24 protein-coding genes are annotated in these 23540 nt (G+C 64.2%); 11 read left to right on the top strand and 13 right to left on the bottom strand.

All coding sequences use genetic code 11. The features are described 5' to 3' along the window. Positions 1 to 88 precede the first annotated feature (88 nt). A complete protein-coding gene (locus MUB46_RS07575; protein WP_261615280.1) occupies positions 89 to 1714 on the top strand; it encodes an acyl-CoA synthetase in 1626 nt (541 codons plus the stop codon). Positions 1715 to 1732: 18 nt separating this feature from the next. Here the strand turns inward: MUB46_RS07575 and MUB46_RS07570 are convergent, their stop codons facing one another. Continuing rightward, positions 1733 to 2572 (bottom strand): AbiJ-NTD4 domain-containing protein, encoded by an 840-nt coding sequence (locus MUB46_RS07570; RefSeq protein ID WP_261615279.1) that lies wholly within the window; start codon positions 2570 to 2572, stop codon positions 1733 to 1735. A gap of 107 nt (positions 2573 to 2679) precedes the next feature. On the opposite strand from MUB46_RS07570, the gene MUB46_RS07565 reads away from it, so the two are divergent. Then, positions 2680 to 3438: an SDR family NAD(P)-dependent oxidoreductase gene (locus MUB46_RS07565; RefSeq protein WP_261615278.1), complete on the top strand. Its 759-nt coding sequence runs from the start codon at positions 2680 to 2682 to the stop codon at positions 3436 to 3438. A 25-nt stretch (positions 3439 to 3463) separates the two neighbouring features. Here MUB46_RS07565 and MUB46_RS07560 read toward each other — a convergent pair whose 3' ends face one another. Together MUB46_RS07560 and MUB46_RS07555 are read right to left on the bottom strand one after the other, a co-directional pair. Then, positions 3464 to 4081 (bottom strand): MarC family protein, encoded by a 618-nt coding sequence (locus tag MUB46_RS07560; protein ID WP_261615541.1) that lies wholly within the window; start codon positions 4079 to 4081, stop codon positions 3464 to 3466. 367 nt (positions 4082 to 4448) lie between these two features. Then, complete coding sequence (locus MUB46_RS07555) at positions 4449 to 4631, bottom strand: YdcH family protein (RefSeq protein ID WP_261615277.1); 183 nt, start codon at positions 4629 to 4631, stop codon at positions 4449 to 4451. 209 nt (positions 4632 to 4840) lie between these two features. Between MUB46_RS07555 and MUB46_RS07550 the strand changes: the two genes are divergently transcribed. Continuing rightward, positions 4841 to 5047 carry a YdcH family protein gene (locus tag MUB46_RS07550; protein ID WP_261615276.1) on the top strand — a complete coding sequence of 69 codons (207 nt, stop codon included), beginning with the start codon at positions 4841 to 4843 and terminating at the stop codon, positions 5045 to 5047. Between the two features lie 74 nt (positions 5048 to 5121). Here MUB46_RS07550 and MUB46_RS07545 read toward each other — a convergent pair whose 3' ends face one another. After that, complete coding sequence (locus MUB46_RS07545; protein WP_261615275.1) at positions 5122 to 5820, bottom strand: GGDEF domain-containing protein; 699 nt, start codon at positions 5818 to 5820, stop codon at positions 5122 to 5124. Positions 5821 to 6065: 245 nt separating this feature from the next. On the opposite strand from MUB46_RS07545, the gene purE reads away from it, so the two are divergent. The 4 genes from purE (at position 6066) to MUB46_RS07525 (ending at position 9082) form a co-directional block, all read left to right on the top strand. Then, positions 6066 to 6590, top strand: a complete 525-nt coding sequence (gene purE, locus MUB46_RS07540; protein WP_261615274.1) for a 5-(carboxyamino)imidazole ribonucleotide mutase — start codon at positions 6066 to 6068, stop codon at positions 6588 to 6590. Further along, complete coding sequence (locus MUB46_RS07535) at positions 6587 to 7696, top strand: 5-(carboxyamino)imidazole ribonucleotide synthase (RefSeq protein WP_261615273.1); 1110 nt, start codon at positions 6587 to 6589, stop codon at positions 7694 to 7696. The genes purE and MUB46_RS07535 overlap by 4 nt, the downstream gene beginning before the upstream one ends. Before the next feature lie 159 nt (positions 7697 to 7855). After that, the gene (gene rpsU, locus MUB46_RS07530; RefSeq protein WP_261615272.1) at positions 7856 to 8080 is read left to right on the top strand and encodes a 30S ribosomal protein S21; all 225 of its coding nucleotides are present in this window, start codon (positions 7856 to 7858) and stop codon (positions 8078 to 8080) included. A gap of 129 nt (positions 8081 to 8209) precedes the next feature. Next, positions 8210 to 9082, top strand: a complete 873-nt coding sequence (locus MUB46_RS07525) for a tetratricopeptide repeat protein (RefSeq protein ID WP_261615271.1) — start codon at positions 8210 to 8212, stop codon at positions 9080 to 9082. 57 nt (positions 9083 to 9139) lie between these two features. Here the strand turns inward: MUB46_RS07525 and MUB46_RS07520 are convergent, their stop codons facing one another. The 4 genes from MUB46_RS07520 to MUB46_RS07505 all read right to left on the bottom strand — a co-directional run bounded on the left by MUB46_RS07520 (position 9140) and on the right by MUB46_RS07505 (position 13462). Continuing rightward, entirely contained in the window at positions 9140 to 10063 is a 924-nt protein-coding gene (locus tag MUB46_RS07520; RefSeq protein WP_261615270.1) for a hypothetical protein, read from the bottom strand. An 85-nt stretch (positions 10064 to 10148) separates the two neighbouring features. Then, the gene (locus tag MUB46_RS07515) at positions 10149 to 11450 is read right to left on the bottom strand and encodes a beta-1,3-glucanase family protein (RefSeq protein ID WP_261615269.1); all 1302 of its coding nucleotides are present in this window, start codon (positions 11448 to 11450) and stop codon (positions 10149 to 10151) included. Positions 11451 to 11674: 224 nt separating this feature from the next. Further along, positions 11675 to 12943 (bottom strand): beta-1,3-glucanase family protein, encoded by a 1269-nt coding sequence (locus MUB46_RS07510; RefSeq protein ID WP_261615268.1) that lies wholly within the window; start codon positions 12941 to 12943, stop codon positions 11675 to 11677. 324 nt (positions 12944 to 13267) lie between these two features. Continuing rightward, positions 13268 to 13462, bottom strand: coding sequence for a hypothetical protein (locus MUB46_RS07505; protein ID WP_261615267.1), 195 nt, complete (start codon positions 13460 to 13462; stop codon positions 13268 to 13270). Between the two features lie 444 nt (positions 13463 to 13906). On the opposite strand from MUB46_RS07505, the gene MUB46_RS07500 reads away from it, so the two are divergent. The 3 genes from MUB46_RS07500 (at position 13907) to MUB46_RS07490 (ending at position 17369) form a co-directional block, all read left to right on the top strand. Then, positions 13907 to 15364 (top strand): DUF1254 domain-containing protein, encoded by a 1458-nt coding sequence (locus tag MUB46_RS07500; RefSeq protein ID WP_261615266.1) that lies wholly within the window; start codon positions 13907 to 13909, stop codon positions 15362 to 15364. 87 nt (positions 15365 to 15451) lie between these two features. Beyond that, complete coding sequence (locus tag MUB46_RS07495; protein WP_261615265.1) at positions 15452 to 16039, top strand: nuclear transport factor 2 family protein; 588 nt, start codon at positions 15452 to 15454, stop codon at positions 16037 to 16039. A 289-nt stretch (positions 16040 to 16328) separates the two neighbouring features. Then, entirely contained in the window at positions 16329 to 17369 is a 1041-nt protein-coding gene (locus MUB46_RS07490; RefSeq protein WP_261615264.1) for an AraC family transcriptional regulator, read from the top strand. 67 nt (positions 17370 to 17436) lie between these two features. Here MUB46_RS07490 and MUB46_RS07485 read toward each other — a convergent pair whose 3' ends face one another. Continuing rightward, positions 17437 to 17982 (bottom strand): hypothetical protein, encoded by a 546-nt coding sequence (locus MUB46_RS07485; protein WP_261615263.1) that lies wholly within the window; start codon positions 17980 to 17982, stop codon positions 17437 to 17439. 219 nt (positions 17983 to 18201) lie between these two features. Here MUB46_RS07485 and MUB46_RS07480 point away from each other — a divergent pair, with 219 nt between their 5' ends. Next, positions 18202 to 18822: a hypothetical protein gene (locus tag MUB46_RS07480; RefSeq protein ID WP_261615262.1), complete on the top strand. Its 621-nt coding sequence runs from the start codon at positions 18202 to 18204 to the stop codon at positions 18820 to 18822. A gap of 644 nt (positions 18823 to 19466) precedes the next feature. Here MUB46_RS07480 and MUB46_RS07475 read toward each other — a convergent pair. The 4 genes from MUB46_RS07475 to MUB46_RS07460 all read right to left on the bottom strand — a co-directional run bounded on the left by MUB46_RS07475 (position 19467) and on the right by MUB46_RS07460 (position 23468). Then, positions 19467 to 19766, bottom strand: coding sequence for a hypothetical protein (locus MUB46_RS07475; RefSeq protein ID WP_261615261.1), 300 nt, complete (start codon positions 19764 to 19766; stop codon positions 19467 to 19469). 689 nt (positions 19767 to 20455) lie between these two features. Further along, positions 20456 to 21850, bottom strand: coding sequence for an NAD(P)(+) transhydrogenase (Re/Si-specific) subunit beta (locus tag MUB46_RS07470; protein ID WP_261615260.1), 1395 nt, complete (start codon positions 21848 to 21850; stop codon positions 20456 to 20458). Between the two features lie 10 nt (positions 21851 to 21860). After that, positions 21861 to 22325, bottom strand: coding sequence for an NAD(P) transhydrogenase subunit alpha part 2 (locus MUB46_RS07465; RefSeq protein ID WP_261615259.1), 465 nt, complete (start codon positions 22323 to 22325; stop codon positions 21861 to 21863). Between the two features lie 3 nt (positions 22326 to 22328). Then, positions 22329 to 23468: a Re/Si-specific NAD(P)(+) transhydrogenase subunit alpha gene (locus MUB46_RS07460; protein WP_261615258.1), complete on the bottom strand. Its 1140-nt coding sequence runs from the start codon at positions 23466 to 23468 to the stop codon at positions 22329 to 22331. Positions 23469 to 23540 lie beyond the last annotated feature (72 nt).

Genomic DNA, 23540 nt, shown 5'->3' with positions numbered 1-23540 from the left:
AATTGCCTCCCCCCGGCGACCGCGCTAGCGTCTGTGCGAAATCGGCGTAAAACCGGTGGGACGACACAACCGCGTTTGGAGAAATAGCGTGGCAACAGCCTACGACAGGGATCTCGACAAGAATCCGGCCAACTACCAGCAGCTGACCCCGCTCGCCTTCCTGGAGCGCGCGGGCAGCGTGTTTCCCGATCACACGGCAATCATCCACGGCAACGCGCGGACGACCTACGCCGACTTCTATGCCCGCGCCCGCCGGCTCGCCTCGGCGCTGGCCAAGCGCGGCATCGGCAAGGGCGACACGGTGTCGGTGATGCTCGCCAACACCCCGCCGATGCTGGAGGCCCACTACGGCGTGCCGATGACCAAGGCCGTGCTCAACACGATGAACACGCGCCTCGACGCGGCCATCGTCGCCTTCACCCTCGACCACGCCGAGACCAAGGTGCTGATCACCGACCGCGAGTTCGCCCCGACGGTCAAGGAGGCGCTGGCACTGGCCAAGGTGAAACCGCTCGTCATCGACTACGACGATCCCGAATACCCGCAGGACGGCGAGCGGCTGGGCGAACTGGAATACGAGGAGCTTCTGGCCGAGGGCGATCCGGACTACGCCTGGTCGATGCCCGACGACGAGTGGGACGCGATCTCGCTCAACTACACCTCCGGCACCACCGGCAACCCGAAGGGCGTCGTCTACCACCATCGCGGCGCCTACCTGCTGGCCCAGGGCAACGTGCTCACCGGCTCGATGAAGAAGCACGCGGTCTACCTGTGGACGCTGCCGATGTTCCACTGCAACGGCTGGTGCTTTCCCTGGACCCTGTCGGTCATCGCCGGCACCCATGTGTGCCTGCGCCAGGTGCGCCAGAAGCCGATCTGGGACGCCATCGCCGACCACCACGTGACGCATCTGTGCGGCGCGCCGATCGTCATGGCCACGATCCTGAACGCGGCGCCGGAGGACAAGCGCGCGCTCGACCACACCGTCGAGTTCTTCACCGCCGCCGCCCCGCCGCCCGAGGCCGTGCTCGCGGCGATGGCCGACAACGGCTTCAACGTCACCCATCTCTACGGCCTGACCGAGACCTACGGCCCCGCCGTCGTCAACGACTGGAAGGCCGACTGGGACGCGCTCGAAGGCCCCGCCCGCGCCGCACGCAAGGCGCGCCAGGGCGTGCGCTACGCCGCGCTCGAGGCGCTGTCGGTGCGCGATCCCGAGACCATGGAGCCCGTGCCCGCCGACGGCGAGACCATCGGCGAGGTCATGTTCCGGGGCAACGTCGTCATGAAGGGCTATCTCAAGAACCCGGACGCCTCCCGGGAGGCCTTCGCCGGCGGCTGGTTCCATTCCGGCGATCTCGGCGTCATGCATCCCGACGGCTACATCCAGCTCAAGGACCGCTCCAAGGACATCATCATTTCCGGCGGCGAGAACATCTCCTCGATCGAGGTCGAGGACGTCATCTACAAGCACGCGGAGGTCCAGGCCGTCGCCGTCGTCGCCAAGCCCGACGACAAGTGGGGCGAGACCCCCTGCGCCTTCGTCGAGGCGAAGCCGGGCAGCGACGTCACCGCCGACGACATCATCGCCTGGTGCCGCGAGCACATGGCCCACTTCAAGTGCCCGCGCACGGTGATCTTCGCCGACCTGCCAAAGACCTCCACCGGCAAGGTCCAGAAATTCGTGCTGCGCGAGATGGCCAAGGAAGCGTGAGGCCGAAGCCGCCGTGCGTTAAGCGCCGCGCGCAAGCAGATACGAAACGAAAGATGCACACGCGCCGAGCATGAACAGTGCGTCCGCTTCGTCTACTTGTGCTTCATCGCTGAAGACGAGCGCGTGGCGGACACCTTCTTCGTTACTAGAGTAGCCGTAGAGAGTGTCAAACGCTCTCCTAAGGCTGCCATGCAGGTGATCGCGCCGTTCCAGAACCTCAAGCGCCTTGCCCAGGGTCTTGGTGCCGGGGGCGAGGCGTACGGCTATCGCTTCTACGGCGTGAATGCTCTCCCGTACGCTACCCGCCCAATCTGAATTGCGAAGCGCGACGCCTGCTGCGATTAGCTGTTTACGCGCAGCTGTAGCGTTCTTGGTCTCCGCATCTGCGATGGCCCGCCCGAACGCGGCCGCCTGCTCCTCTGTGCCAATGGCGGCGATGTATTGGTTGTCAATTATGCGATACGCGGCGCGTGCTGCGACAAACGCACCCGCTAACTCGCTCTTCAGCTCATCGCTACATCCGGGATGCCGGACGAAGAATTCGATCAGATTGAATAGCGGGCCAATGTATGCGCGCTTTATAAAGACGCTTAATCTCTGCTCGGTCGCGGACACTTTTTGGTCGAATGTTTCGATCGATTTCTTAAAGAAGAGAATGTGCAGGTCCATCGCGACCCGCTTCCAAATCTCAGTGAAACGGGTAGTGCCGTGCCGCCGTCCGCGATCGATTTCGAGGCTAACATAGTAGAAAAGCAACCGGCGCAACTCGTCGGACACCTCGCCTAACCTTAGTTGCTGCGGAATTGCCTCAAGGCCCGATCGCTGTGAGAACGGAACGTATGGCTTGGAATCGCTCATCATACGGCATTTATATCGCAAGTTGCCGTATAGGAATGAGAAGATTGGCCAAGTTGCATTAAGACTATTACTCTCTCGACCAACGAAACGAGCGGAGAGACTACACCATGCGCTTTACGGGCAAGTCCGTCCTGGTCACCGGCGCGACGCGCGGGATCGGGGCGGCCTGTGCCCGGGCGTTTCTGGCCGAGGGCGCGCGCGTGGCGATCAACGGGCGCACCGACACCTCGGTCGCCGTGGCGATGGCCCGCTACGAGGGCAACGCCAATGCGATCCCCGCCCCCGGCGACGTCGCCACGGTCGCCGGCTGCGACGCCGCCGTCGCCGCCGCGCTCGCCGCGTTCGGCGGGCTCGACATTCTCGTCAACAATGCCGGCGTGTTCTTTCGCGGCACGATAGAAGACACCGACGAGAAGGCCTGGGACGCGGTGATGAACGCCAACGTGAAAAGCGTCCAGTTCTGCACCCGCGCGGCCCTGCCCGCGCTGCGCGTCGCCCGCGGCACCATCGTCAACATCGCCTCGGAATCCGGCCTCAACGGCTATCCCGGAACCACCGCCTATTGCGCCTCCAAGGGCGCGGTCGTGAACCTGACGCGGTCCATGGCGATGGAGCTTGCCCCCGACGTCCGGGTCAACGCGCTGTGCCCCGGCGTGGTCGAGACCGACATGGCGCGCGCCGGCTTCGCCATCGACGGCGACGAGGACGCCGGCATGCGCGAGCAGGCCGACGCCTATCCGCTGAAACGCATCGGCACCGTCGCGGAGACCGCCGCCGCCGTCCTGTTCCTCGCCTCGCACGAGGCCGGCTTCATCAACGGCGTGGCCCTGCCGATGGAAGGCGGCGCGACGGCCGGGCAATGGTGATCCGTTCTGGCAGGCCCGAAGGCGCCTATACGCCCGCCGCCGTCGCGATATAGACCCGCGCCGCCTGAAGCACGTTGTTGGCGGCGACGGCGGCAAGCAGCAGGCCCATGACCCGGGCGATCACGTTGGCGCCGGACGCACCGATGATCCTGCTGATCGGGTTGGCGAGCATCAGCGCCAGCCAGAGCAGGAACAGGACGACCAGGAGCAGGACGACGGTATCGACCTGCTGGCCGAACGAGTAGCGCTCCTTGTCGGTCAGCAGCACGACGACGAGCATCGCGCCGGGCCCGGCGATCCCCGGGATCGCCAGGGGAAACACCGCGATCGACTCGTCCGGCTCGGCCCCCGGGGAAGACTCCGCCACTTGCGGCTTGGTGTGGCCGAAGATCATGTTGAGCGCGAACAGGAACAGTACGATGCCGCCCGCGATCTGGAACGAATAGAGCGGGATGTTCAGCGCGCTGAGCAGGAACTGGCCGGCCAGGATGAAGAACAGCAGCACGGCGGCCGCGATCAGCACCGCCTTCGTGGCCAGCACCCGCCGCTCCGCCGCAACCATCCCCGGCGTCAGCGCCAGAAAGAAGCCGACCGTGCTGATCGGATCGAGCATCACCCAGAGCGTCACGAAATTCGTGACCAGTTCGTGCCAGTGCAGCTGGATCAGGTTCGCCCCCCATGCGCCTTGGCGCCTGAAGGCGCCGCGGACGGACCCACCTGACGGTGAATCACTTTTACACAGCTTGCCTGAGAAACGCCGGCATTTGAACCGGGTGAGCCGACGCAAGAGAAGGACTGGCCCGCAACGGCCCGATAAGGTCGATATCCGGGGATCGATACAAACGGGGCGATACCCACGGGGCGATATCCAGATGGCCGCCGGCGCCGCCTTCCCCTTGGGCAGATCTCCGAAAACGCAAAAGCGCCCGCCTTACGGCGAGCGCCTCGTCGTATCCTCTCGGATTCGAGCTCCCCGACCGGTCGTCATCATGCCGGTCGGCGGCGGGAGGTCAGTGTACGGAAACCTCTTTGGTACGCAGTTGCTCGATTTGTTCCTTGAGTCTGAGTTTCTTCTTCTTCATGTCCGCTACGCGGATATCGTCGGCATGTGGCCGGGACATCTCCTCCTCGATTGAGCGCTCCAGCGCCCGGTGTTTTTCGACGAGTTCGGCCAAATGCGATGCGACCGTCATATGCACCTCCTTATGCCGCTATGAAGGGTATCAAGAGTGTGACATAAGCACCGTTTCTTGTCGACAAATTGGCACCGGATACCGTCCGGTTCGGCACTTTGCGCGGAACGGCGTGGATAACTCGATTTCTCCCTTGACGGCGCGCGACCGGCCGGAGGCATCTGGTATGGTATTGTCTGGAACGGACTGTTCCCGGAGGCCTGCATTTCATGAGTGACGAGGACGAAGAAGCCTTGCGCGACCAGCTGGTTGCCCTGCAGCAGGAGCACCGCGATCTCGACAGCGCCATCGCGGCGCTCGAGGCGTCCGCGTCCGCCGACAATCTGCAGATCAAGCGGCTGAAGAAACGCAAGCTGTTCCTCAAGGACCGGATGTCCCATATCGAGGACCGCCTGACCCCCGACATCATCGCCTGATTGTCGCCCGAAAAAAGCCGTCTCCCGCTACCGCCTCCCGCCCCTCCGGTCTCCGGTAGGCTCAGGAGGACGGCTCAGGCCCCGCCGCGCGTGGCCCGGTCCATGGCCGCATCGGCGCGGGCCAGCGCGGTCTCGGCGGAATCCGCCGCTGCGAGCGCGGTCGCGCCCGCCGATACCGCCACGCGCATCTGGTGGCCGGCGACCGAAATCGGGGCCCCGGCAATCGCCGCGGCCAGCGTTTCCGCCTTCTGCGCGACATCCCCAGCCGAGGCCGACCACAGGATCGCGCCGAATTCGCGCCCCCCGAGCCGGCCGACGATATCGGACGCCCTAAGCCGCAATCGCACGCGTGCAACGACCTCGCGCAGCACCGCGTCGCCGGCGGCGTGGCCGTAGGCGTCGTTGATCGCCTTGAGGCCGTCGACATCGAGGCAGATCAGCGCCGCGGGCATCGCGTAGCGGTCGACGACGGAAATCGCCCGTTTCAGTTCGCGCATGAAGCCGCCGCGGTTCAGGACGGGCAGTTGCACGTCCTCGTCGGTCATCGTCTCGAGCTCGGCGACGCGGCGGCGCGCCAGGTCGAGCGCGCCGGTCAACTCGTCGACACGGGCCGCCAGCTGCGACACCATCGAGCGCATGTCCTCGCTCAGATCGGTCGGCGCGAAGTCCTTGAGGGTGCCGTCCGGGGATCGCCGTGCCTGACGGCGCGGCGATTCGGTCCACCCGACGGTGTCCATGGCGGCCATTGCGCGACGGCTGCGTTTCGTTTCCATTCCGAATCCCCGCTATCGCGCCAATATAACCGAATCGGTGGCGAATTAACCATGGTCCTTCGCCGGCCCCGATCCATACAGTTTTCCGGGAATCGCGTCCCGAAAAACCGCTGCCGATCGGCATTCGGACGGCCGCGGCACCGGACCGCGCGACCGGCACCGACACCCGTTCGACTGATTCGATTCCCACGCTTGAACCGGGCTGCGCCGTCCCTATAATCCGCCGTTTTTCCGGGAGACCCGCGATGGCCGAAACGCCACCCGCCGAAATGCCACCCGCCGAAACACCACCCGTGGCCATAATCATGGGAAGCCAGTCCGACTGGGCGACCATGCGCGCCGCCGCCGAGACGCTGGATGCGCTGGGCGTCGCCTACGACGCGCGCATCGTTTCGGCCCACCGCACGCCGAAGCGGCTCTACGACTTCGCCTCCGGCGCGCGCGAGGCCGGCTTCAAGGTGATCATCGCCGGCGCCGGCGGCGCCGCCCACCTGCCCGGCATGGCCGCCGCGATGACGCCGCTTCCCGTGTTCGGCGTACCGGTCGAATCGAAGGCGCTGAGCGGCCAGGACAGCCTCTTGTCGATCGTGCAGATGCCGGCCGGCGTCCCCGTCGGCACGCTGGCCATCGGCAAGGCCGGCGCCACCAATGCCGCCCTGCTCGCTGCCGCCGTGCTGGCGCTCGCCGACCCCGCGCTGGCCGAGCGGCTCGACGCCTGGCGTGCCGCGCAGACCGGGTCGGTCGCGGACCGGCCGAGGGACGACGCGTGAGCGCCCACCCCGCTCTTCTGCCGCCCGGATCAACCATCGGCATCCTCGGCGGCGGCCAGCTCGGCCGCATGCTGGCGATGGCGGCCGCCCGCATCGGCATGTCCTGCCACGTCTACTGCCCCGATCCCGACAGCCCGGCCTTCGCCGTCGCCGCCGCCCGCACCGTCGCCGCCTATGACGACCGGGCCGCGCTGGAGGCGTTCGCCTCGGCCTGCGCCGTCGTCACCTACGAGTTCGAGAACGTTCCCGCCGAAACGGTCGAGATCCTGTCGGGCCTGGTGCCCGCCCGCCCCTCCGGCCGCTCGCTCGCCGTCTGCCAGGACCGGCTCGAGGAGAAGCGGCTGTGCGAGGACCTCGGCATCGCCACCGCCGCCTGGGCCCGGATCGACGGCCCCGACGACATCCGCGACGCGGTGGAGCAGTTCGGCGCCCCCGCGATCCTGAAGACGCGCCGGCTCGGCTACGATGGCAAGGGCCAGGCCAACGTCATGGGCCCGCAGGACGCCGACGCCGCCTGGGCCGCGATCGGCGAAGCCCCGGCCGTGCTCGAGGCGCGGGTGCCGTTCGTCTGCGAGGTCTCCGTCGTCGCCGCGCGCGGCGAGGACGGCACGTTCGCCGCCTATGACGTCGCCGAGAACCGCCATGACGGCGGCATCCTGCGGGTGAGCCGCGTTCCCGCCCGCATATCGCCCGAGATCGCCGACGAGGCGGTCGATGTCGCCCGGAGCATCGCCAGAGCGCTCGGCCATGTCGGCGTCCTCGCCGTCGAGATGTTCGTGGTGCGCCAGGCCCAGGGCGACTCGCTGCTCGTCAACGAGATCGCGCCGCGCGTGCACAACACCGGCCACTGGACGATCGAGGCCTGCCCGCTGTCCCAGTTCGAGGCGCATATGCGCGCCGTCGCCGGCTGGCCGGTGCCCTCGACGGCCCGTTTCGCCGACGCCGAGATGACCAATCTCATCGGCACCGACGCCGATGCCTGGCAGGCGCTCGCCGCCCAGCCGGGCACCGCCCTGCATCTCTACGGCAAGGCCGAGAGCCGGCCGGGCCGCAAGATGGGACACGTCACCCGGCTATTTCCTCTTGGCGAAATGCCCGCGGATTAATATTCTCGAAGTAGACTTGGACGTCGATTTCTGCTAATCGACCGCCCGATTTTCACTCTCGACCGGAATGGTCGCGGGAGCTTCTGCCGGTCCGGAGTGGACCGACGAAAGTGAAATCGGACAATTCGAGCTGTTTCGGATCACAGGAAGGGTGCGCGCGTGCAGGTTATCGTTCGCGAGAATAACGTGGATCAGGCTCTCAGGGCGCTCAAGAAGAAGATGCAGCGCGAGGGTATTTTCCGCGAGATGAAGCTTCGGAATTTCTACGAGAAGCCGTCCGTGAAGAAGGCGCGCGAGAAGGCCGAGGCGATCCGCCGGGCCCGCAAGCTCGCCCGCAAGCGCGCCCAGCGCGAAGGCCTGGTCGCCGGCGGCCGCAAGCGCTAGGCCGGCCGTCAGAGCGACGCCAGACCGCGCGGGGTGCCCGTCCACCCCGCTCAAGCGATCCCAAAACTGCCGCAAATGGCATCTAGGCGGAACAGGTTCCGCCCCGAATCCATGCCGGCTCCGCGATCCATGACCTATTTCCTCTCGGCAAGACGCGCTGTTGCGACGGCTGGCGCGGTGCTGGGCATCGGCCTCCTGGCCGCCTCCTGCCAGTCGCTGCCGAGCGAGACCTTCGCCTCCGCCGACACGGGCACCTTCGCCGGCGCCTCGGTGAACATCGCCTCGCTCAGCGAGGTCATCAAGCGCGAGCCCAACAATCCGAGCGCCTACAACGTGCGCGGCACCGCCTACGGCGCCTCGGGGCGCTACGACGATGCGCTCGCCGATTTCGACAAGGCCATCCAGCTCGACCCGCAGTTCCATCAGGCCTACGCCAACCGGGCGCTGGTCTACCGCCAGCTCGGCAAGATGGACATGGCGCTGAAGGACTACGACCAGGCGATCCGCACCGAGCCGCGCTACGCGCCGGCCTATATCGGCCGCGGCAACGTCTATCGCCAGTCCGGCCAGATCTCGCTGGCGCTCGCCGATTTCGACCGCGCCATCCGCCTGCAGTCGGACGATCCGCAGGGCTTCCACAATCGGGCGCTGATCTATCAGAGCCGCGGCCTGCACAATTTCGCGATCGAGGACTTCACCACCGCGATCGGCCTCGATCCGGCCGCGCCGGAGCCCTATCACGGCCGCGGCATCTCCAACTTCCAGATCGGCAACGTCGACGCCGCCCTCGAGGACTTCAACCGCGCCCTCGAGATCAACGTGCGCTACTACGAGGCCTGGACCAGCCGCGGCATGGCGCTGGAGGCGCAGGAGGACTTCGTCCAGGCCGTCGCCGCCTACAACCGCGCCCTGTCGATCAACGGCAACTACGCGCCCGCCAAGGAAGGCCTGCAGCGCCTGCGCAGCAAGGTTCCCGGCGGCGGCATTCTCGGCGTCCGCTGACCGCGCTCCAGGTCGCTCCCCGACCGGGGAACACCGGTCCCGTCGTCGCCCTTCCCGTCAAAGCCCGTCCGCGACGATCTCGTCGTCCGCGAGGTCCCATCGCAGCGCCGTCGCGGCAAGCCGCTCGGTGACCGCCATGCGGGCGGCCCGGTCGCCGCTCAGGCGGGCGACGAAATCCCTCAGCGCGGCCGCATGCCCGACATACGCCCTGACCCGCTCCAGCATCTCCGGCTGGGACAGCGCCGGATAGCCCGTCGCCGCGCCGCCCGTCTGCGCCAGCAGCACGGGGCTTGCGTCCGGCGCCGCCGCCCCGCGCTTCGACACGTAGGCCAGCGGCCGGGCGATCGTGACGCCCTCCACGATCGCGGAGACGCCGTGCGGGGCCGCCAGCACGTAGTTCACGCCGAGTGATTCGGTGGCGTTGATGTGGGCGAGTTCCTCCGCCGGCATCATCAGGACGTGCAGCGCCGCGCGCGCGTCGCCAGTGCGATCCCCCGCGCGGTGCCCCACAGGGTGACCCGTGGGATGCCCCGCGGGATACATAGTCGCCGGAACCGAGCCGTAGGACGCGATATGGGCGGAATAGACGCTGACCGCGCCCGAGACCGTGGCCGGCGCGATCAGGATCGGCCGGGCCGACCGCCGGCCGCGATACTTGCGGGCGAGCTGCACCGTCGAGCCGTTCGACCCCGCCGCGATCAGCACCACCGCGTCCTCGATCTCGATCGTCTGGTGCTCGGTGGTGATCGCGACCGCGCGCGAGGGCACCGGTACCCGCAGCCCGGCGACGACATGCCCGCGCTCCGGGCCGATATCGACCACATGCGCCGCATGCGCGCCGGAGCCGGGATCGAACAGCACCGGGCCGGGATGGCGCGGATAGGGATAACCGAGCGCCCGGGCGATCGGGTCTTCGCCCGGATCTCCGGGCAGTTCCCCCGTCGGTTTACCGGTCGCCTTGCTGGTCGGGTCCTCGGACATGGCGCCAACAGATAGCGGGCGTGCCCGGCTTGTCCAGACGCCGCCGGAAAGCGCGACGCTTCCCGGCGGCGTCCGCGATGTCCGGCTACTTGTTGAGCGGCTGGATCGTCAGGATGACGCGGCTCGGCTGGAACACCTGCTGGTCGCTGCCCTGGTTGCACACGTCATCGAAGCCGAAGCCGTAGGCCAGCCGCTGGTAGGCGTAGCGATGGATGGTCTTCGCGTACATGTTGACCGGCGCGTTCGTGTAGTACGCGGTCGTCGCCGGGCAGGCGCTGATCGTGTTTCTGGCGAGCATGGTGGTGCGCATCAGCGTCGCCTGCACCATGGTCATCAGCTCGCCGGCGCCGGTCTGCAGGTCCGCGTCGCCCGACGGAGACAGGGTCGGCGCCCAGGCCTGATAGGCCTGCATGGTGGTCGGCTTGGCGAAGGTGACGGTGCCGCCCGCGCCCTGGCGCGTGAACACCAGGTCGGTGCCGCTGACCGCGCCGGTGAAGCTCTGGCTCGGTCCCGTCGTCTTGGCGACGATGGTCTTCGCCGCGCCGGCCCCGGTGTACTTGGCCCACACCGAATTGATGTAGCCGTCGAACTGGTCCGACGGGAACACGCCCATGCTGATGCCGTTGTAAGGCGAGATCACACGCAGCGGGGTCTTGTTCCCGCCGCCGATGACGAGCCGCTTCCACGGCGCGCCGGCCTTCTTCATCGCGGCGAAGATGCGCTGTCGCGCCTTGGCCGACTTGAACCCGCCGCGCAGCGTCACCGGATTGTTGTTGGCGTCGACGCCCACGAAGGTGAACAGCATCGGCAGGCCGAACATGTCGACCTGCGTCTGGTTGCCGTTCAGGTAGGTCGCGTTGGCGGGAAGCTGCGGCGGAACCGGCGCCGGCTGCGGGCCCCAGCTGTACTCGAACCAGTCGAACAGGGTTCGAAAGTTCGGGTTCTTGGCGCCGGTCGGATCCGACCGCGACCAGCCGGAGGGCGTGCTCGGCACACCGCCCGCGCTGGTGAATTTCATCTTCCGGCCATAGGACACGTAGACCCGCGTGTTCATCATCTCCGGCACGCGGATGGTCACCGTCTTCTTGTTCCCGAAGCCCAGCCCGTAGGCCTGGTAGCTGGTGCTGTCCGGAAAGGTGCTGACCGTGCCGGCGGGATGGGTGACGTAGTAGCTCGTGCCGTTGTACGTGCCGTAGACGAACACGAACATCTTGCCGCGTCCCGACTTGTTGACGATCGTCAGCGGCACCGTGCGCAGGTGCACGGTCGCTCCGGCATTCGGCGTCGCGGCCGCTGCGCCGGCCGGCACGACGGCCATCGTTACCGTCGTGGCACAGGCAACTGCCGCGACGGCGAATGCCCGTGCCAGTGTCTTGAATGCGATCATGTCTTCCAGCCCCCCGTTTTGCCGGTGAGCGAACGACGCGATTGTCACGCTCTGTCACCGTGCGGACGGCGACCTTGCCTGCAACGACATAAGATTTCGTGAAAGCAGAGAACGGGCAGGACAAACAAACCGGGGCTTATGCGACCGCAATACTCGCTCCCATTCGACCGCGGATAAAAAAAGGGGCGCCGCCAGGACGCCCCTCTCGATCTCGTCTGCTACCGTTACTTTAGTGGCAGGATGTCGATCCTCATCCAGTCGGGATCATGCACGCCGATATAGCTCGACTGGCTGCACGTGTCGTCGTAGCCGAAGGCATAGGCCTTGCGCTGGATCGACGGCTTGTGGATCGCCTTGGCATACGCGTTCACCGGAGCGTTCCTGTAGAAGCTCCGCCGCTTGCACGCCTCCAGGTTGCCCTGCTTTTTCAGCGTGGAGCGCAGGAACGCGCCCTGGAGCAACGCGCCGATCGCGCGCGCCTGCTGTTCGACAAGCACATCGCCCGGGATCGGATCGGGCAGGATCGCGCCCTCGTAGACCGCGCGCGTCGTCGGCTTTGGGAACGAGAAGGTCGTGCCGGGATCGCCATCCTTCGTGAACACCAGATTGCCGTTCTTGACCTGGCCGGTATAGGCCACGTTCTGCGGCTTGGCGGTCATCTTGCCGGTCTCGTACGTCTTCCAGACGTCGTTGATGTAGGTGTTGAGCTGCCCCTTCGGGAACACGCCGGCGGTCATTCCGTGATAGGGCGCCATGGCGCGCAGCGGATTCCGCTTCCTGCCGACCAGCAGTTTCTTCCAGGGCCGCTTCGCCTGCCTCAGATCGGCGAAGATCTGCTTGCGCGAGTCCTTGGCACGGAACCCGCTCCGCTTGATGACGGACGTGGTGTAGTCGCCCTCCTTGCCGGAGAGCTTGATGCGCGTGGCGAAGCCGAACATGTCGACCTGGGTGGCGTTGCCGCCCAGCGTCGAGTGCGGGCCGTCCTGCACCCAGGTGAACTCGGTCCAGTCGAACAGCGTCTTGTAGTTGGGATCGCCATCGGACCAGCCGGCCGGCACACCCGGTATGTTGGCGGACGAAACGGTCAGCTTCAGCGGCTTGCCGAACGAGAAGTAGATCCGCATGGCCTGAAGCTGCGGCAGGGTGATGGTGGTCCTGCGCGCCTTGCCGACGCTGAAGCCGAACGGGACCGGCGTCGTCTGCTCGCTGAAGGGGGCGATGTTGCCGTTCTTGTCGGTCAGGTAGTACCAGTTCGGACCGCTCATGCCGACGACATAGACGTACAGGCTCTTCTTCGATCCGGACTTGTTGATCAGCTTGAACGGAATGGTCGGCAGCACTTCCGCCGCGGCGGCAGCCGGCGCGGCGGCGGCCGGCGTGAGGGGAGCCGTCCCCGTCAGCGCGAGCGCGCCGAGGACGATCGCCCCCGCAACGGCGCCACCGGACACGGTCCTGGCGATCGCCCCCCGGGATGTGGCTATGAAGCTTTTCATGGTTCTGGTGTACCTCGCTCTTCGGGTCTTGCCGGGCCCTGGAACGAGACGGTCGCCGCGCCGGCCTCGCGCGGAGGAACGGCATGACGGAAGAGACGACGCCGGCTCGGTCCCGGCCTCGATGTTGCCCCAGACCTCATGGCCCGGAGATTCCGTATACGTAATGTGTTAACGACTTTGCCGACTTCGCGAATTTATTTGAAAGAAAAGGCATCGGCGAAAGACTGTGCGGCGCCGGTGACGGACCGACCCCAGGTGTCGGTCCGCCCGACCGATCAGCCCTCCCGACCAGCCAAGCCGCCCGTCACTCAATCAGCCTGCCACTCAATCGGCCTGCCACAGGCAGGTCTTCTTGCCGTTGCCGCCGGTGTAGCAGGTGCAGGTGTACTGCACCCCGTTGCGGAAGCGGGTCTCGCCCTCGGGGCAGGCCATGGCCGGCGTCGCGACGGCGGCGATGGTGGCAAAAAAGCCGACGGCGGTGAGAAGAACGGCGCGTGCCCGTTGTGTCATCGGTGTCATCGGGGCCTCCTATGCAGACACCTACGCCACGTCGCGCCCGATGGACCAGTTTCGCCTCCCAACCGCATAGAAAAAGCCGCGCGGGAGGCCCGTCCCCAATACCGCACAGAAAAAGCCGCGCGGGGTACCCGCGCGGCTTCCATCTTATTTGAGAGACAAGGCATCGATCGCGGGACCGGCGTCGAGCCGGGCCTGCGCGTCCTCGGATACGGCATCCACGACTTCGCGCGTTCTGGCGGGAAATGCAAAGCGATCAACTCAACCTCGTCCCATTATCCCCGTCCTGATTGCCGTACTCGCCTGCTGGAACCGCTTCTTCGGGCAAGGATTTTATTTCCGACTTATGGGCGATCGACTATCGGCCCGTGCGGGCTCGCGGATCGCGCATGTGCTGCCATGGGCTGCAGACGTGATTGCGCGCACCATTGAAACCGGAGGCATGAGATGAGGCTGAGAGCCACGATTGAAGGGGTCGTCCTCGCGACGTCTGTCCTGTTGTGCAACGGCGCGGCGTACGCGCAGGATATCCCGCAAAAAGAAGCCGACACGATCGCGGTGGAGGCTTATCTCTACCTCTATCCACTCGTCACCATGGATCTGACACGCCGGCAAGTGACCAGTCTGGATCCGTCCACCGATGCCTTCGGTGGCGTGCAGAACTGGTTCACCAATGTCCGTGCATATCCGACCGCCGACCAGAAGGCGGTGGTCCGGCCGAACTTCGACACGCTCTATTCGTCCACCTTTCTCGATCTGACCGGGGAGCCGATGATCATTTCGGTTCCCGATACGGGCGGGCGCTACTATCTGCTGCCTATGCTCGACATGTGGACGGATGTCTTCGCCTCTCCCGGTTGGCGGACTACCGGCACCCAGGCGGGCAATTTCCTGGTTACCCCGCCCGGCTGGAAGCCCGGTCTGGGCCGGGATTTTGCCAAGGAGCTGGGCCTGCCGGAAGGCACGCACCGGATCGACGCGCCGACGCCGTATGCCTGGATCATCGGGCGCACCAAGACCGATGGACCGTCCGATTATGCGGCCGTCCACGCGATCCAGGACGGGTACAAGATCACGCCTCTGTCCCAGTGGGGACAGGAGGTCACGGAACCGAAGTTCTCGCCCGACCCCACCGTCGATACGAAAACGCCGCCGAAGATCCAGGTCGATACCATGGCTGGCAAGGACTACTTCGCCTACGCCGCCGAGCTGCTCAAGATCAATCCTCCGCACACCACCGATCAGCCCATTATCGCGCGGCTGAAACGTCTCGGTATCGAGCAAGGCGAGAGTTTCGATTTCGACAATGCCGATCCGGTGGTAAAGGCGGCCATCGAGGCCGCGCCGAAGACCGCTCAGCATCTCATGGCCTGGAAGACGCCCACGATCGCACGATCCGTCAACGGATGGTCGATGGACGTCGACACGGTAGGCGTGTACGGCAACTACTACTTGAAGCGCGCGATCATGGCGCAGATCGGTCTCGGCGCCAACGTACCGCAGGACGCGGTCTATCCGATCACGCTCACTGACGGCAAAGGACGGCCGCTCGACGGTGCGAACGACTACGTGCTGCATTTCGAGGCGTCCGAGATCCCGCCGGTGAACGCCTTCTGGTCGGTGACTATCTATGACAATGACGGCTACCAGATCGCCAACAGGGAGAACCGGTTTGCCCTGTCGAGCTGGATGCCCCTTCAGCACAATCCCGACGGGTCTCTCGACCTCTATTTCCAGAGGGAAAGTCCCGGCGCGGACAAGGAAGCCAACTGGCTGCCGGCGCCCGCCGGCGAGTTCAACGTGACGATGCGGCTCTATGCTCCCCGGCCCGAGGCGCTCCTCGGAAAATGGGCGCCTCCGGCCATCGGCAGGATCCAGACGCTCTCACCGCACACGGCGCAGTAGCCGTCCGGGCCGAGACATGACCACGCCGGCGACACCCGGCCTCGACAGTTCAAGAAACACACCCAAGAAACACACGACGAAAGACACATGAAACGCATCGCATTCTGGGCCTTGATTGCCCAACTCGCCGCCTCCCCCGCCGCGCCCGTTTTCGCTGAGACGACGGCTCCGGAAGGTGGAAGTCTCGCGGAGAACGTCAAAGCGCTTCGCTCCTACGCACCGAAAACCAATCCCGGTCGGACGGACTTCAGTGCGACCGATCGTGCCGCAATCGCCAATCAGATCTACGCGTATTCCTTCGCCTACGACAACGCGGATGCGGACGCGTGGTTCAATCTGTTCACGCCCGACGCCGTGTTTGTTGCCGGTGTCCCCGGCGAGACGCCGGTCGCATTCTCGGGCGAGGGTTTCAGATCGTTCTGGACCGCGCGGCTGAACACGTTCCGCGCGTCCGGGAATTTGCGCCGGCATTTGATGTCGAACATCCTGTTTCTCGAACAGACCGCCGACACGGCGCATGTCAGTGTCGTTGGATTGCTGACCAATGCGAAGGACGGCAAGACCTTCAGCGACGTGACGAGCCTCAACTACGAAGGCTGGCTGGTGAAAGGACCGGACGGGTGGAAGATCCAGCGCTGGCATGACTTTCCGGATTCCGTCGTGCCTCAACAGTGAGATCGACAACGTCGCCGGGGCCTACAGCCCCTCCTTTCACGGCCGCGGTCGGAGCGCTGTAGCCGTGAAAGGCAAGGTTGCGTGTCCCGGAGTTGAGGACGGAATTCCCCTGAGCTTCGCAAACCGGAGGACGACGGTCTCTTTTCCCTGAAACCTGGTCCCGTTGCCGGCATTGTGGTCGCGGCGGCGACGGCGCGACTTTCGATGACTTCCCGGCTTGCGCACCACGGCGACAGTCGCCATGGTCCGCATCGCATTCTTCGCGGTTTGCGTTGTTTCGGGGAAGTAGGTGACAGACCGAGGGCCAATTTTCATAGTCAGAGCCGGCGGCTTTGGCCCTCTCCCTGCCGTCTTCAAGCGGCGCGCCGGTGAAAGAGCATTGTGGGGGGCCTTCGAGCAGGAGGGGCTTCCCGTGGAGCTGATCGGCGCGCCGCAGACGGCCGTTCCACTCCGCGCGATGATCGGCCTCTTCGAGCGATGCGCACGCGAATTGGATGACCGGGCATTCGGGCTCGACGTCGGATTCGAGATGCAGAGGTCCTGGGGATTCGGTTTGTGGGGCCGGTATGGTGCGCTTGCCCCAACCCTCGGATCGGCGATCGCGCGATACAATCGGACGTTCCGGGCCCACGCGTCCGGCGGCAAACTGGAGCTGATCCGACGCGGCTGCCATTGGCTGTGGCGCCATGTGAGACAGGATCTCGACATTCCCACCATACAGCATGTTGACCATCGGATCGGACCGATGGTCGCCCTTGCACGGGAGTTCCTCGGCCAGACCTGGTCACCGGAGTGGGCCGAGGTGTCGTACCCGCGGGATCCCGAAGCGCATGTGATGGAAGACCGTCTGCAGATTCCCGTGTTCTTCGGCTGTCGGGGCACGGGGATCGTTTTCAGGTCCGAAGACCTGTCGGCACGGAAGATCCGGAAGCCGGCAGACGGCTCCAAGGTCATCACATTGCGGGAAGTCGTTGCCGAAGCCGTTCTGTCACAGGCGCCCGAGCCGGCCCGCTCGCTGTCGGCCATCGTCGCCCTTCGTCTGCTGGATGGGCACACCGACATCGAAGGCACGGCGCGTATGGCCGGGCTGAGCGTCCGGAGCCTGCAACGGCAGCTCCTGGAAAACGGACATTCCTATCGGGAGATTGTGACCGTCGCGCGCGGGGCACGGGCGGTCGGCCTGTTACGGGAAACCGACCGCCCGATTGTCGAGATCGCGATGCTGCTCGGCTACGAGGATCACGCCAGCTTCACCAGGGCGTTCCATCGCTGGATGCAGTGTTCTCCCTCGGAATTCAGACGCCGCGGACATCGAACCGCGCTGGCGTAAGGCCCCCTCACATCGCCTTGACGATCTCCTCGGCCATCTTCTTGGCGTCACCGAGCAAAATAATATACTAACCGATCATTTCACCCAAAGATCTCGCCGCGTCGGAGATCCTACCTTTACCTTTAGAACGCAAAACTCCCGGAATACTCCAGCGTTGCTCTTTGGCATGCTGCAAATTCCGCAATCCATCTGGATTACGAGAGAATGCCTTTTCTATAAGGAATTTTTCTGCTTGAGCGACAACCTTATGGTTATCTGGCCCTTTTCGCCTTGGAAGAACGATAAAATACATGACAGGAGTACCATTATGGTCAGCAAGGCAACCGTTATACATGTCCATATTTCGCGGGCTGAAAGCCTCCGTGGATAGCTTTGTCTTCGCAGCTTTACCCACATAATAAGGCAGCGTTCCTCGGCCCTTTCTGAGTCCAAACACATAAAGGCCCTTCGCTACAGCCAAATATTCTACGTGCGCACGATGCGCCGCGGCTTCGGCTTCGCGCCAAAAAGATGTCTCGTAGCGCTTTTTCGGAGCCCGGAGTTCGTCCACGAGCCTTCGCTGCCCCCTTTTTAAAGGTAGCTTGAACGGACCTATTACGGTGAAATCGATCATCGTCGCCCCCCATTCTATTTTGCATTCAGTTTATAATCTCGACTTTCGAGATCTATTTTTTGCGCCTTACGAAAGACAGAAACGTCATCTCTCCTTTAATAGATACATAAAAACAGCTACGCCCAAAGCCGGAAAACAAACGCTAACAAATCTCTTTCCGCGAACGAATGAATAGGCAACAGACTGAAAGGAATCTCATGTCTTGAGGAAGGACAAAATATGAAGAATATCCCGGAAAAATTCGAAGACATTCTCAAGCAGGAATACCGGCGCCCCAAGAAAGGTGATCGGCTCCTACGCGGCTCAGACGATTGGACCGGAAGCATCACGTTTTCCAAACAACCGCTCACGAGGCATGTTCATCTTTGGGATGGATTCTTAAGTGCAGCAGATGGCTTGATTGAACTTTGCACTCGGCCCGGATGCGAGCACGAACGGCATTCAGTCATCTACCCTATCTTGTTCAACTACCGCCATGGCCTAGAACTCGCGATGAAATGGACCATCGTCATGTACAGTGGGCAGGGGCTAAATGGTATCGATGACAAACACAACTTATGGAAGCTTTGGAAAACGTATCGAAAAATTTTGGAGAAGGCCGGATCGGCAGACAAAGAAAGTATTCAGGCAGTGGAGCAGATCGTCAAAGATTTCCACGATCTTGACGAAGGGGGCATCGCCTTTCGGTACGGTTGGAGCCTCGAAGGCAAGGAAATTAAACTACCGGACTATCCAATCGATCTCGCTGACATCCGTGAGGTAATGGAAGGAGTCGCCCACTTCTTCGATGGGACAGACGGCTGGCTAAGCGATCTTGCGTCCGCGGAGCCAGACACCTGAATATCGATTTTGCGGCAAACTTCGACCGAGACGATGGCTACCCTCACATCGCCTTGACGATCTCCTCGGCCATCTTCTTGGCGTCGCCGAGCAGCATCATCGTGTTGTCGCGGTAGCGTAAGGCGGTTTGCGGATTACATTCGTTTATCCAATCGCGGGCCCCTTTTCGAACCCCAGCTTAAGTTGCTGGCCAAACTAAATATAAAAGATGGAACACCAATTCGATTTGGATTGCGCAGCCTATAATTATATTTTATTAGAATTTTTAGCTTTCAAAAAGAGAGCCCTGATTTAGATATGAGACAAAAATTCTCCATTGTCATCCCAACTATGCTTGGATTTGTATTTTTGATATTAAGCCTGTCTCTCCCAAGACTAACAGAAACCCTTCCAAATTGGATCCTTCCTGTAGGCGTAGCGATAGCTTTGATACTCTGGATTGTTGCGGTCGCAGTCGCCGTCCAATCTCGGTATGAGGAACGCCGCAAAGGTGGATCCGGCGGACGTGCTATCGCGCTGGGGGAACAAAGCCACGCTGCTGGGGGACGTGGCGGCAACGCCAGACGTAACGCTGGCGGCGACGGCGGATCCGCGACCGCGCTCGGCAAACATTCGCGCGCGAAAGGTGGCGACGGCGGACACGGCTAACGCGAGGTATTTTCCGGGCTTTTTTTCAACTCTGGTTCAGCAACCTTTTTTAGAAGCAAGCCGGCCAGATCAACAGCAACGTCGGCTGGAATCGTGACTGAATGGGTAAAAACGGGCTCTCTCCCGCCAGTTTCACTCAAATGAGGACCAGCGTTACCAAAAGCGATTCGGATAAGACCCGTTCCCTCAAACGTAAACACGAAAGTTGATGCGGCAAATTCGCATATTTCCGATCTGAATGCGGCTTTCCATTGCTTTAGCGTAAGTCCGTGAACAATAGTCTCTTCATTCATCATGCTTCCTCCAGAGAGTGAGTCGCACAATGAATTCTAACCCAGGATCTGGTGGCCACGGCGGCAATGCATTTGTCGATGGAGAAAATAGCACCGCCGAGGGCGGCCGCGGCGGAGATGCCGTGTTAGGAGATGGAGGACCCGGTGGAAACGCGACAGTTCAGGGAAATAACAGCAGAGGCCTAGGCGGACCAGGTGGACGGGGCGGGATAGGCCTTGGCGGACCTGGAGGCAACGCTCACGTCACTTGCGATGATGTCTTTCTGGCGGGGGGCCAAGGAGGCGAAGCTCGGCAGCCGGACGGACGCGGCGGACGGGGCGGCAGATCGCACGTTGTGTTCGACTTCGGCGACGACGGTGCCGCAAAGAAAAGGCGTCATATTCGTTGGCCGTATTACGAGCCAGTTACAGAAATAGGCCGAGGTGGAGACTCAGCCGATACACCGCAATACAAAGCCCGACGTATAATCGTGGAACATTTGAAAATTCAATATTTTGTAGAGAGAGGACTACCGACCAAAGACGCGTGGTGGGATAGAGAGATTGTGCCTCTAGAATGGATTAACAGTGAGCTTGAATATGCTGGACATTGCTGGCGCTTACTTGTCGTCGACGACGAGTACGAATTCAGGGATATGCCACGTCCCTGAACTCGCCACAAAAAACTTAGCCGGATTTAGGAACATCCCCCTCTACATCGACTTGACGATCTCCTCGGACATCTTCTTCGCGTCGCCGAGCAGCATCATCGTGTTGTCGCGGTAGAACAGCGGGTTGTCGATGCCGGCGTAGCCGGACGCCAGCGAGCGCTTGACGAACATCACCGTGCCCGCCTTCCACACCTGCAGCACGGGCATGCCGTAGATCGGGGAGGACGGATCCTCTTCCGCGGCCGGGTTGGTGACGTCGTTGGCGCCGATGACGAAGGCCACGTCGGTCTGCGCGAACTCCGAGTTGATGTCCTCGAGCTCGAACACCTCGTCGTAGGGCACGTTGGCCTCGGCGAGCAGCACGTTCATGTGGCCGGGCATGCGGCCGGCCACCGGGTGAATGGCGTATTTCACCTCGACGCCGTGCTCCTTGAGCGTGTCGGCCATCTCCCTGAGGGCGTGCTGCGCCTGGGCGACCGCCATGCCGTAGCCCGGCACGATGATCACCTTGCTCGAGTTCTTCATCAGGAAGGCGGCATCCTCGGCCGAGCCGAGCTTGACCGGCTTCTGCTCGCCGCCGCCGGCCGCCGCCGCCGTCTCGCCGCCGAAGCCGCCGAGGATGACGGAGATGAACGAGCGGTTCATGCCCTTGCACATGATGTAGGACAGGATCGCGCCCGACGAGCCGACCAGCGCGCCGGTGATGATCAGCGCGGTGTTGCCGAGCGTGAAGCCGATGCCGGCCGCCGCCCACCCCGAATAGGAGTTGAGCATCGAGATCACCACCGGCATGTCGGCGCCGCCGATCGGGATGATGATCAGGATGCCGATCAGCAGCGACAGCACCGTGATCGTCCAGAACAGGGTGTGGCTCTCGTTCATCACGAAGGCGATGACCAGGATCACGATCGCCGCGGCGACGGCGATGTTGATGAGGTGGCGGGCCGGCAGCATGATCGGCGCGCCGCTCATCCGCCCGTCGAGCTTGAGGAAGGCGATGACCGAGCCGGTGAAGGTGATGGCGCCGATGACCACGCCGATCGACATCTCGACGAGGCTGGCCCCGTGGATGTCGCCGGGCGTGCCGATGCCGAAGGCCTGCGGCGCGTAGAGCGCTGCGGCCGCCACCAGCACCGCCGCCATGCCGACGAGCGAATGGAAGGCGGCGACGAGCTGCGGCATCGCGGTCATGGGAATGCGCCGGGCGATCAGCGCGCCGATGGTGCCGCCGATGGCGATGCCGAGCACGATCAGGCCCCAGGCCATGATCCCCGAGGGGGCGGCCAGCGCCAGCGTCGTCAGCACGGCCAGCGTCATGCCGGCGATGCCGTACATGTTGCCCTGGCGCGAGGTCTCGGGGCTGGACAGCCCGCGCAGCGCCAGGATGAACAGGACGGCGGATACGAGATACAGGAGTGCGGTGATGTCTGCGCTCATTTCGCCGGCCTCACTTCGCTTTTTTCTTGTACATGGCCAGCATGCGCTGGGTGACGAGGAACCCGCCGAAGATGTTCACCGAGGCGAGCACCAGGGCGGCGAAGCCGAAGCCGCGCGCCCAGCCGGTGCCGGCTTCCATGATCCCCGAGGCGTCGACGCCGACGGCGAGCAGCGCGCCGACCACGATCACCGAGGAGATGGCGTTGGTCACCGACATCAGCGGCGTGTGCAGGGCCGGCGTCACCGACCAGACCACGTAGTAGCCGACGAACACGGCCATGACGAAGATCGACAGGCGGAAGACGAAGGGATCGATCGCCCCGCCGGTGGCCGCGTGCGCGGCCGCGCCGACCGCCTCGCTCAGCGAATCGGCCACGGTTTGCGCGTGGGCGGCGGCGGCGTCGGCCGCCTTCTGGGCCTTGGCGGCGAGCCGCTCGGCCTTCTGTATGGCTTCCTCGGGTGTCAGACCGGCCATCGCTCAGTCTCCTTTTCCGGAAAAGGACGGATGCACGACCGCGCCGTCGCGGGTCAGCAGCGTCGCGGTGACGAGCTCGTCGTCCCAGTTGATGGCGAGTTCCTTCTTCTCCTTGTCGACCATGGTCTCGACGAAGGCGAACAGGTTGCGCGCGTAGAGCGCCGAGGCGCTGGCGGCCAGCCGGCCCGGCACGTTGGTATGGCCGATGATCTTGACGGCCCCGACCTCGGCCACCTTGCCGGGCTCGGCGCCCTCGACGTTGCCGCCGCGCTCCACCGCCAGGTCGACCAGGATCGAGCCGGGCTTCATGCTCTCCACCATCTTCTTCGACACCAGCTTCGGCGCCGGGCGGCCGGGGATCAGCGCCGTGGTGACGACGATGTCCTGCTTGGCGATGTGGGAGGCGACGAGCTCGGCCTGCTTGGCCTGATACTCCTTCGACATCTCCTTGGCATAGCCGCCGGCGGTCTCCGCCTGCTTGAACTCCTCGTCCTCGACGGCGACGAACTTCGCCCCGAGCGATTCCACCTGTTCCTTGGCGGCGGGCCGCACGTCGGTGGCGGTGACCACCGCGCCGAGGCGCCGGGCGGTCGCGATCGCCTGCAGGCCGGCCACGCCCGCGCCCATGATGAAGACGCGCGCGGCGGGCACGGTGCCGGCCGCCGTCATCATCATCGGGAAGGCGCGGTCATATTCCGCCGCCGCGTCGATCACGGCGCGATAGCCGGCGAGGTTGGCCTGCGACGACAGCACGTCCATCACCTGCGCGCGGGTGATCCGCGGCATCAGCTCCATGGCGAAGCCCAGGACCTTGGCCTCGGCCATCTCCTGGAGCGCCGCCTCGTTGCCGTAGGGGTCCATGATGGCGACGACGGCCGCGCCGGCCTTCATCTTCTTCAGCCCGGCGGCGGCGGGCCGGCGCACGGCCAGCACCACGTCGGCGTCCTTCACCGTGGCGTCGGCGGTCTTGGCGATCGTCGCGCCCGCCTCCTTGTAGTCGGCGTCGGGATAGCGCGATGCCGCGCCCGCGCCCGCCTGCACGATCACCTCGGCGCCCAGCCCGATGAATTTCTTCACCGTCTCGGGCGTCGCGGCGACGCGCGGCTCGGTCTTCTCGGTTTCCGCTGGAACAGCGATCTTCATAATGCCCGTCTCCTCACCCTCTCGGGGACACGCGGCCGCCCCACTCCGGACGGCCGGTCAAGCAAACCTGAT

This window comes from Microbaculum marinisediminis (assembly GCF_025397915.1).
GTDB lineage: Bacteria > Pseudomonadota > Alphaproteobacteria > Rhizobiales > Tepidamorphaceae > Microbaculum > Microbaculum marinisediminis.
Note: the sequence above shows the minus strand (reverse complement) of the source record. Positions and strands in the feature narration are given on the sequence as shown.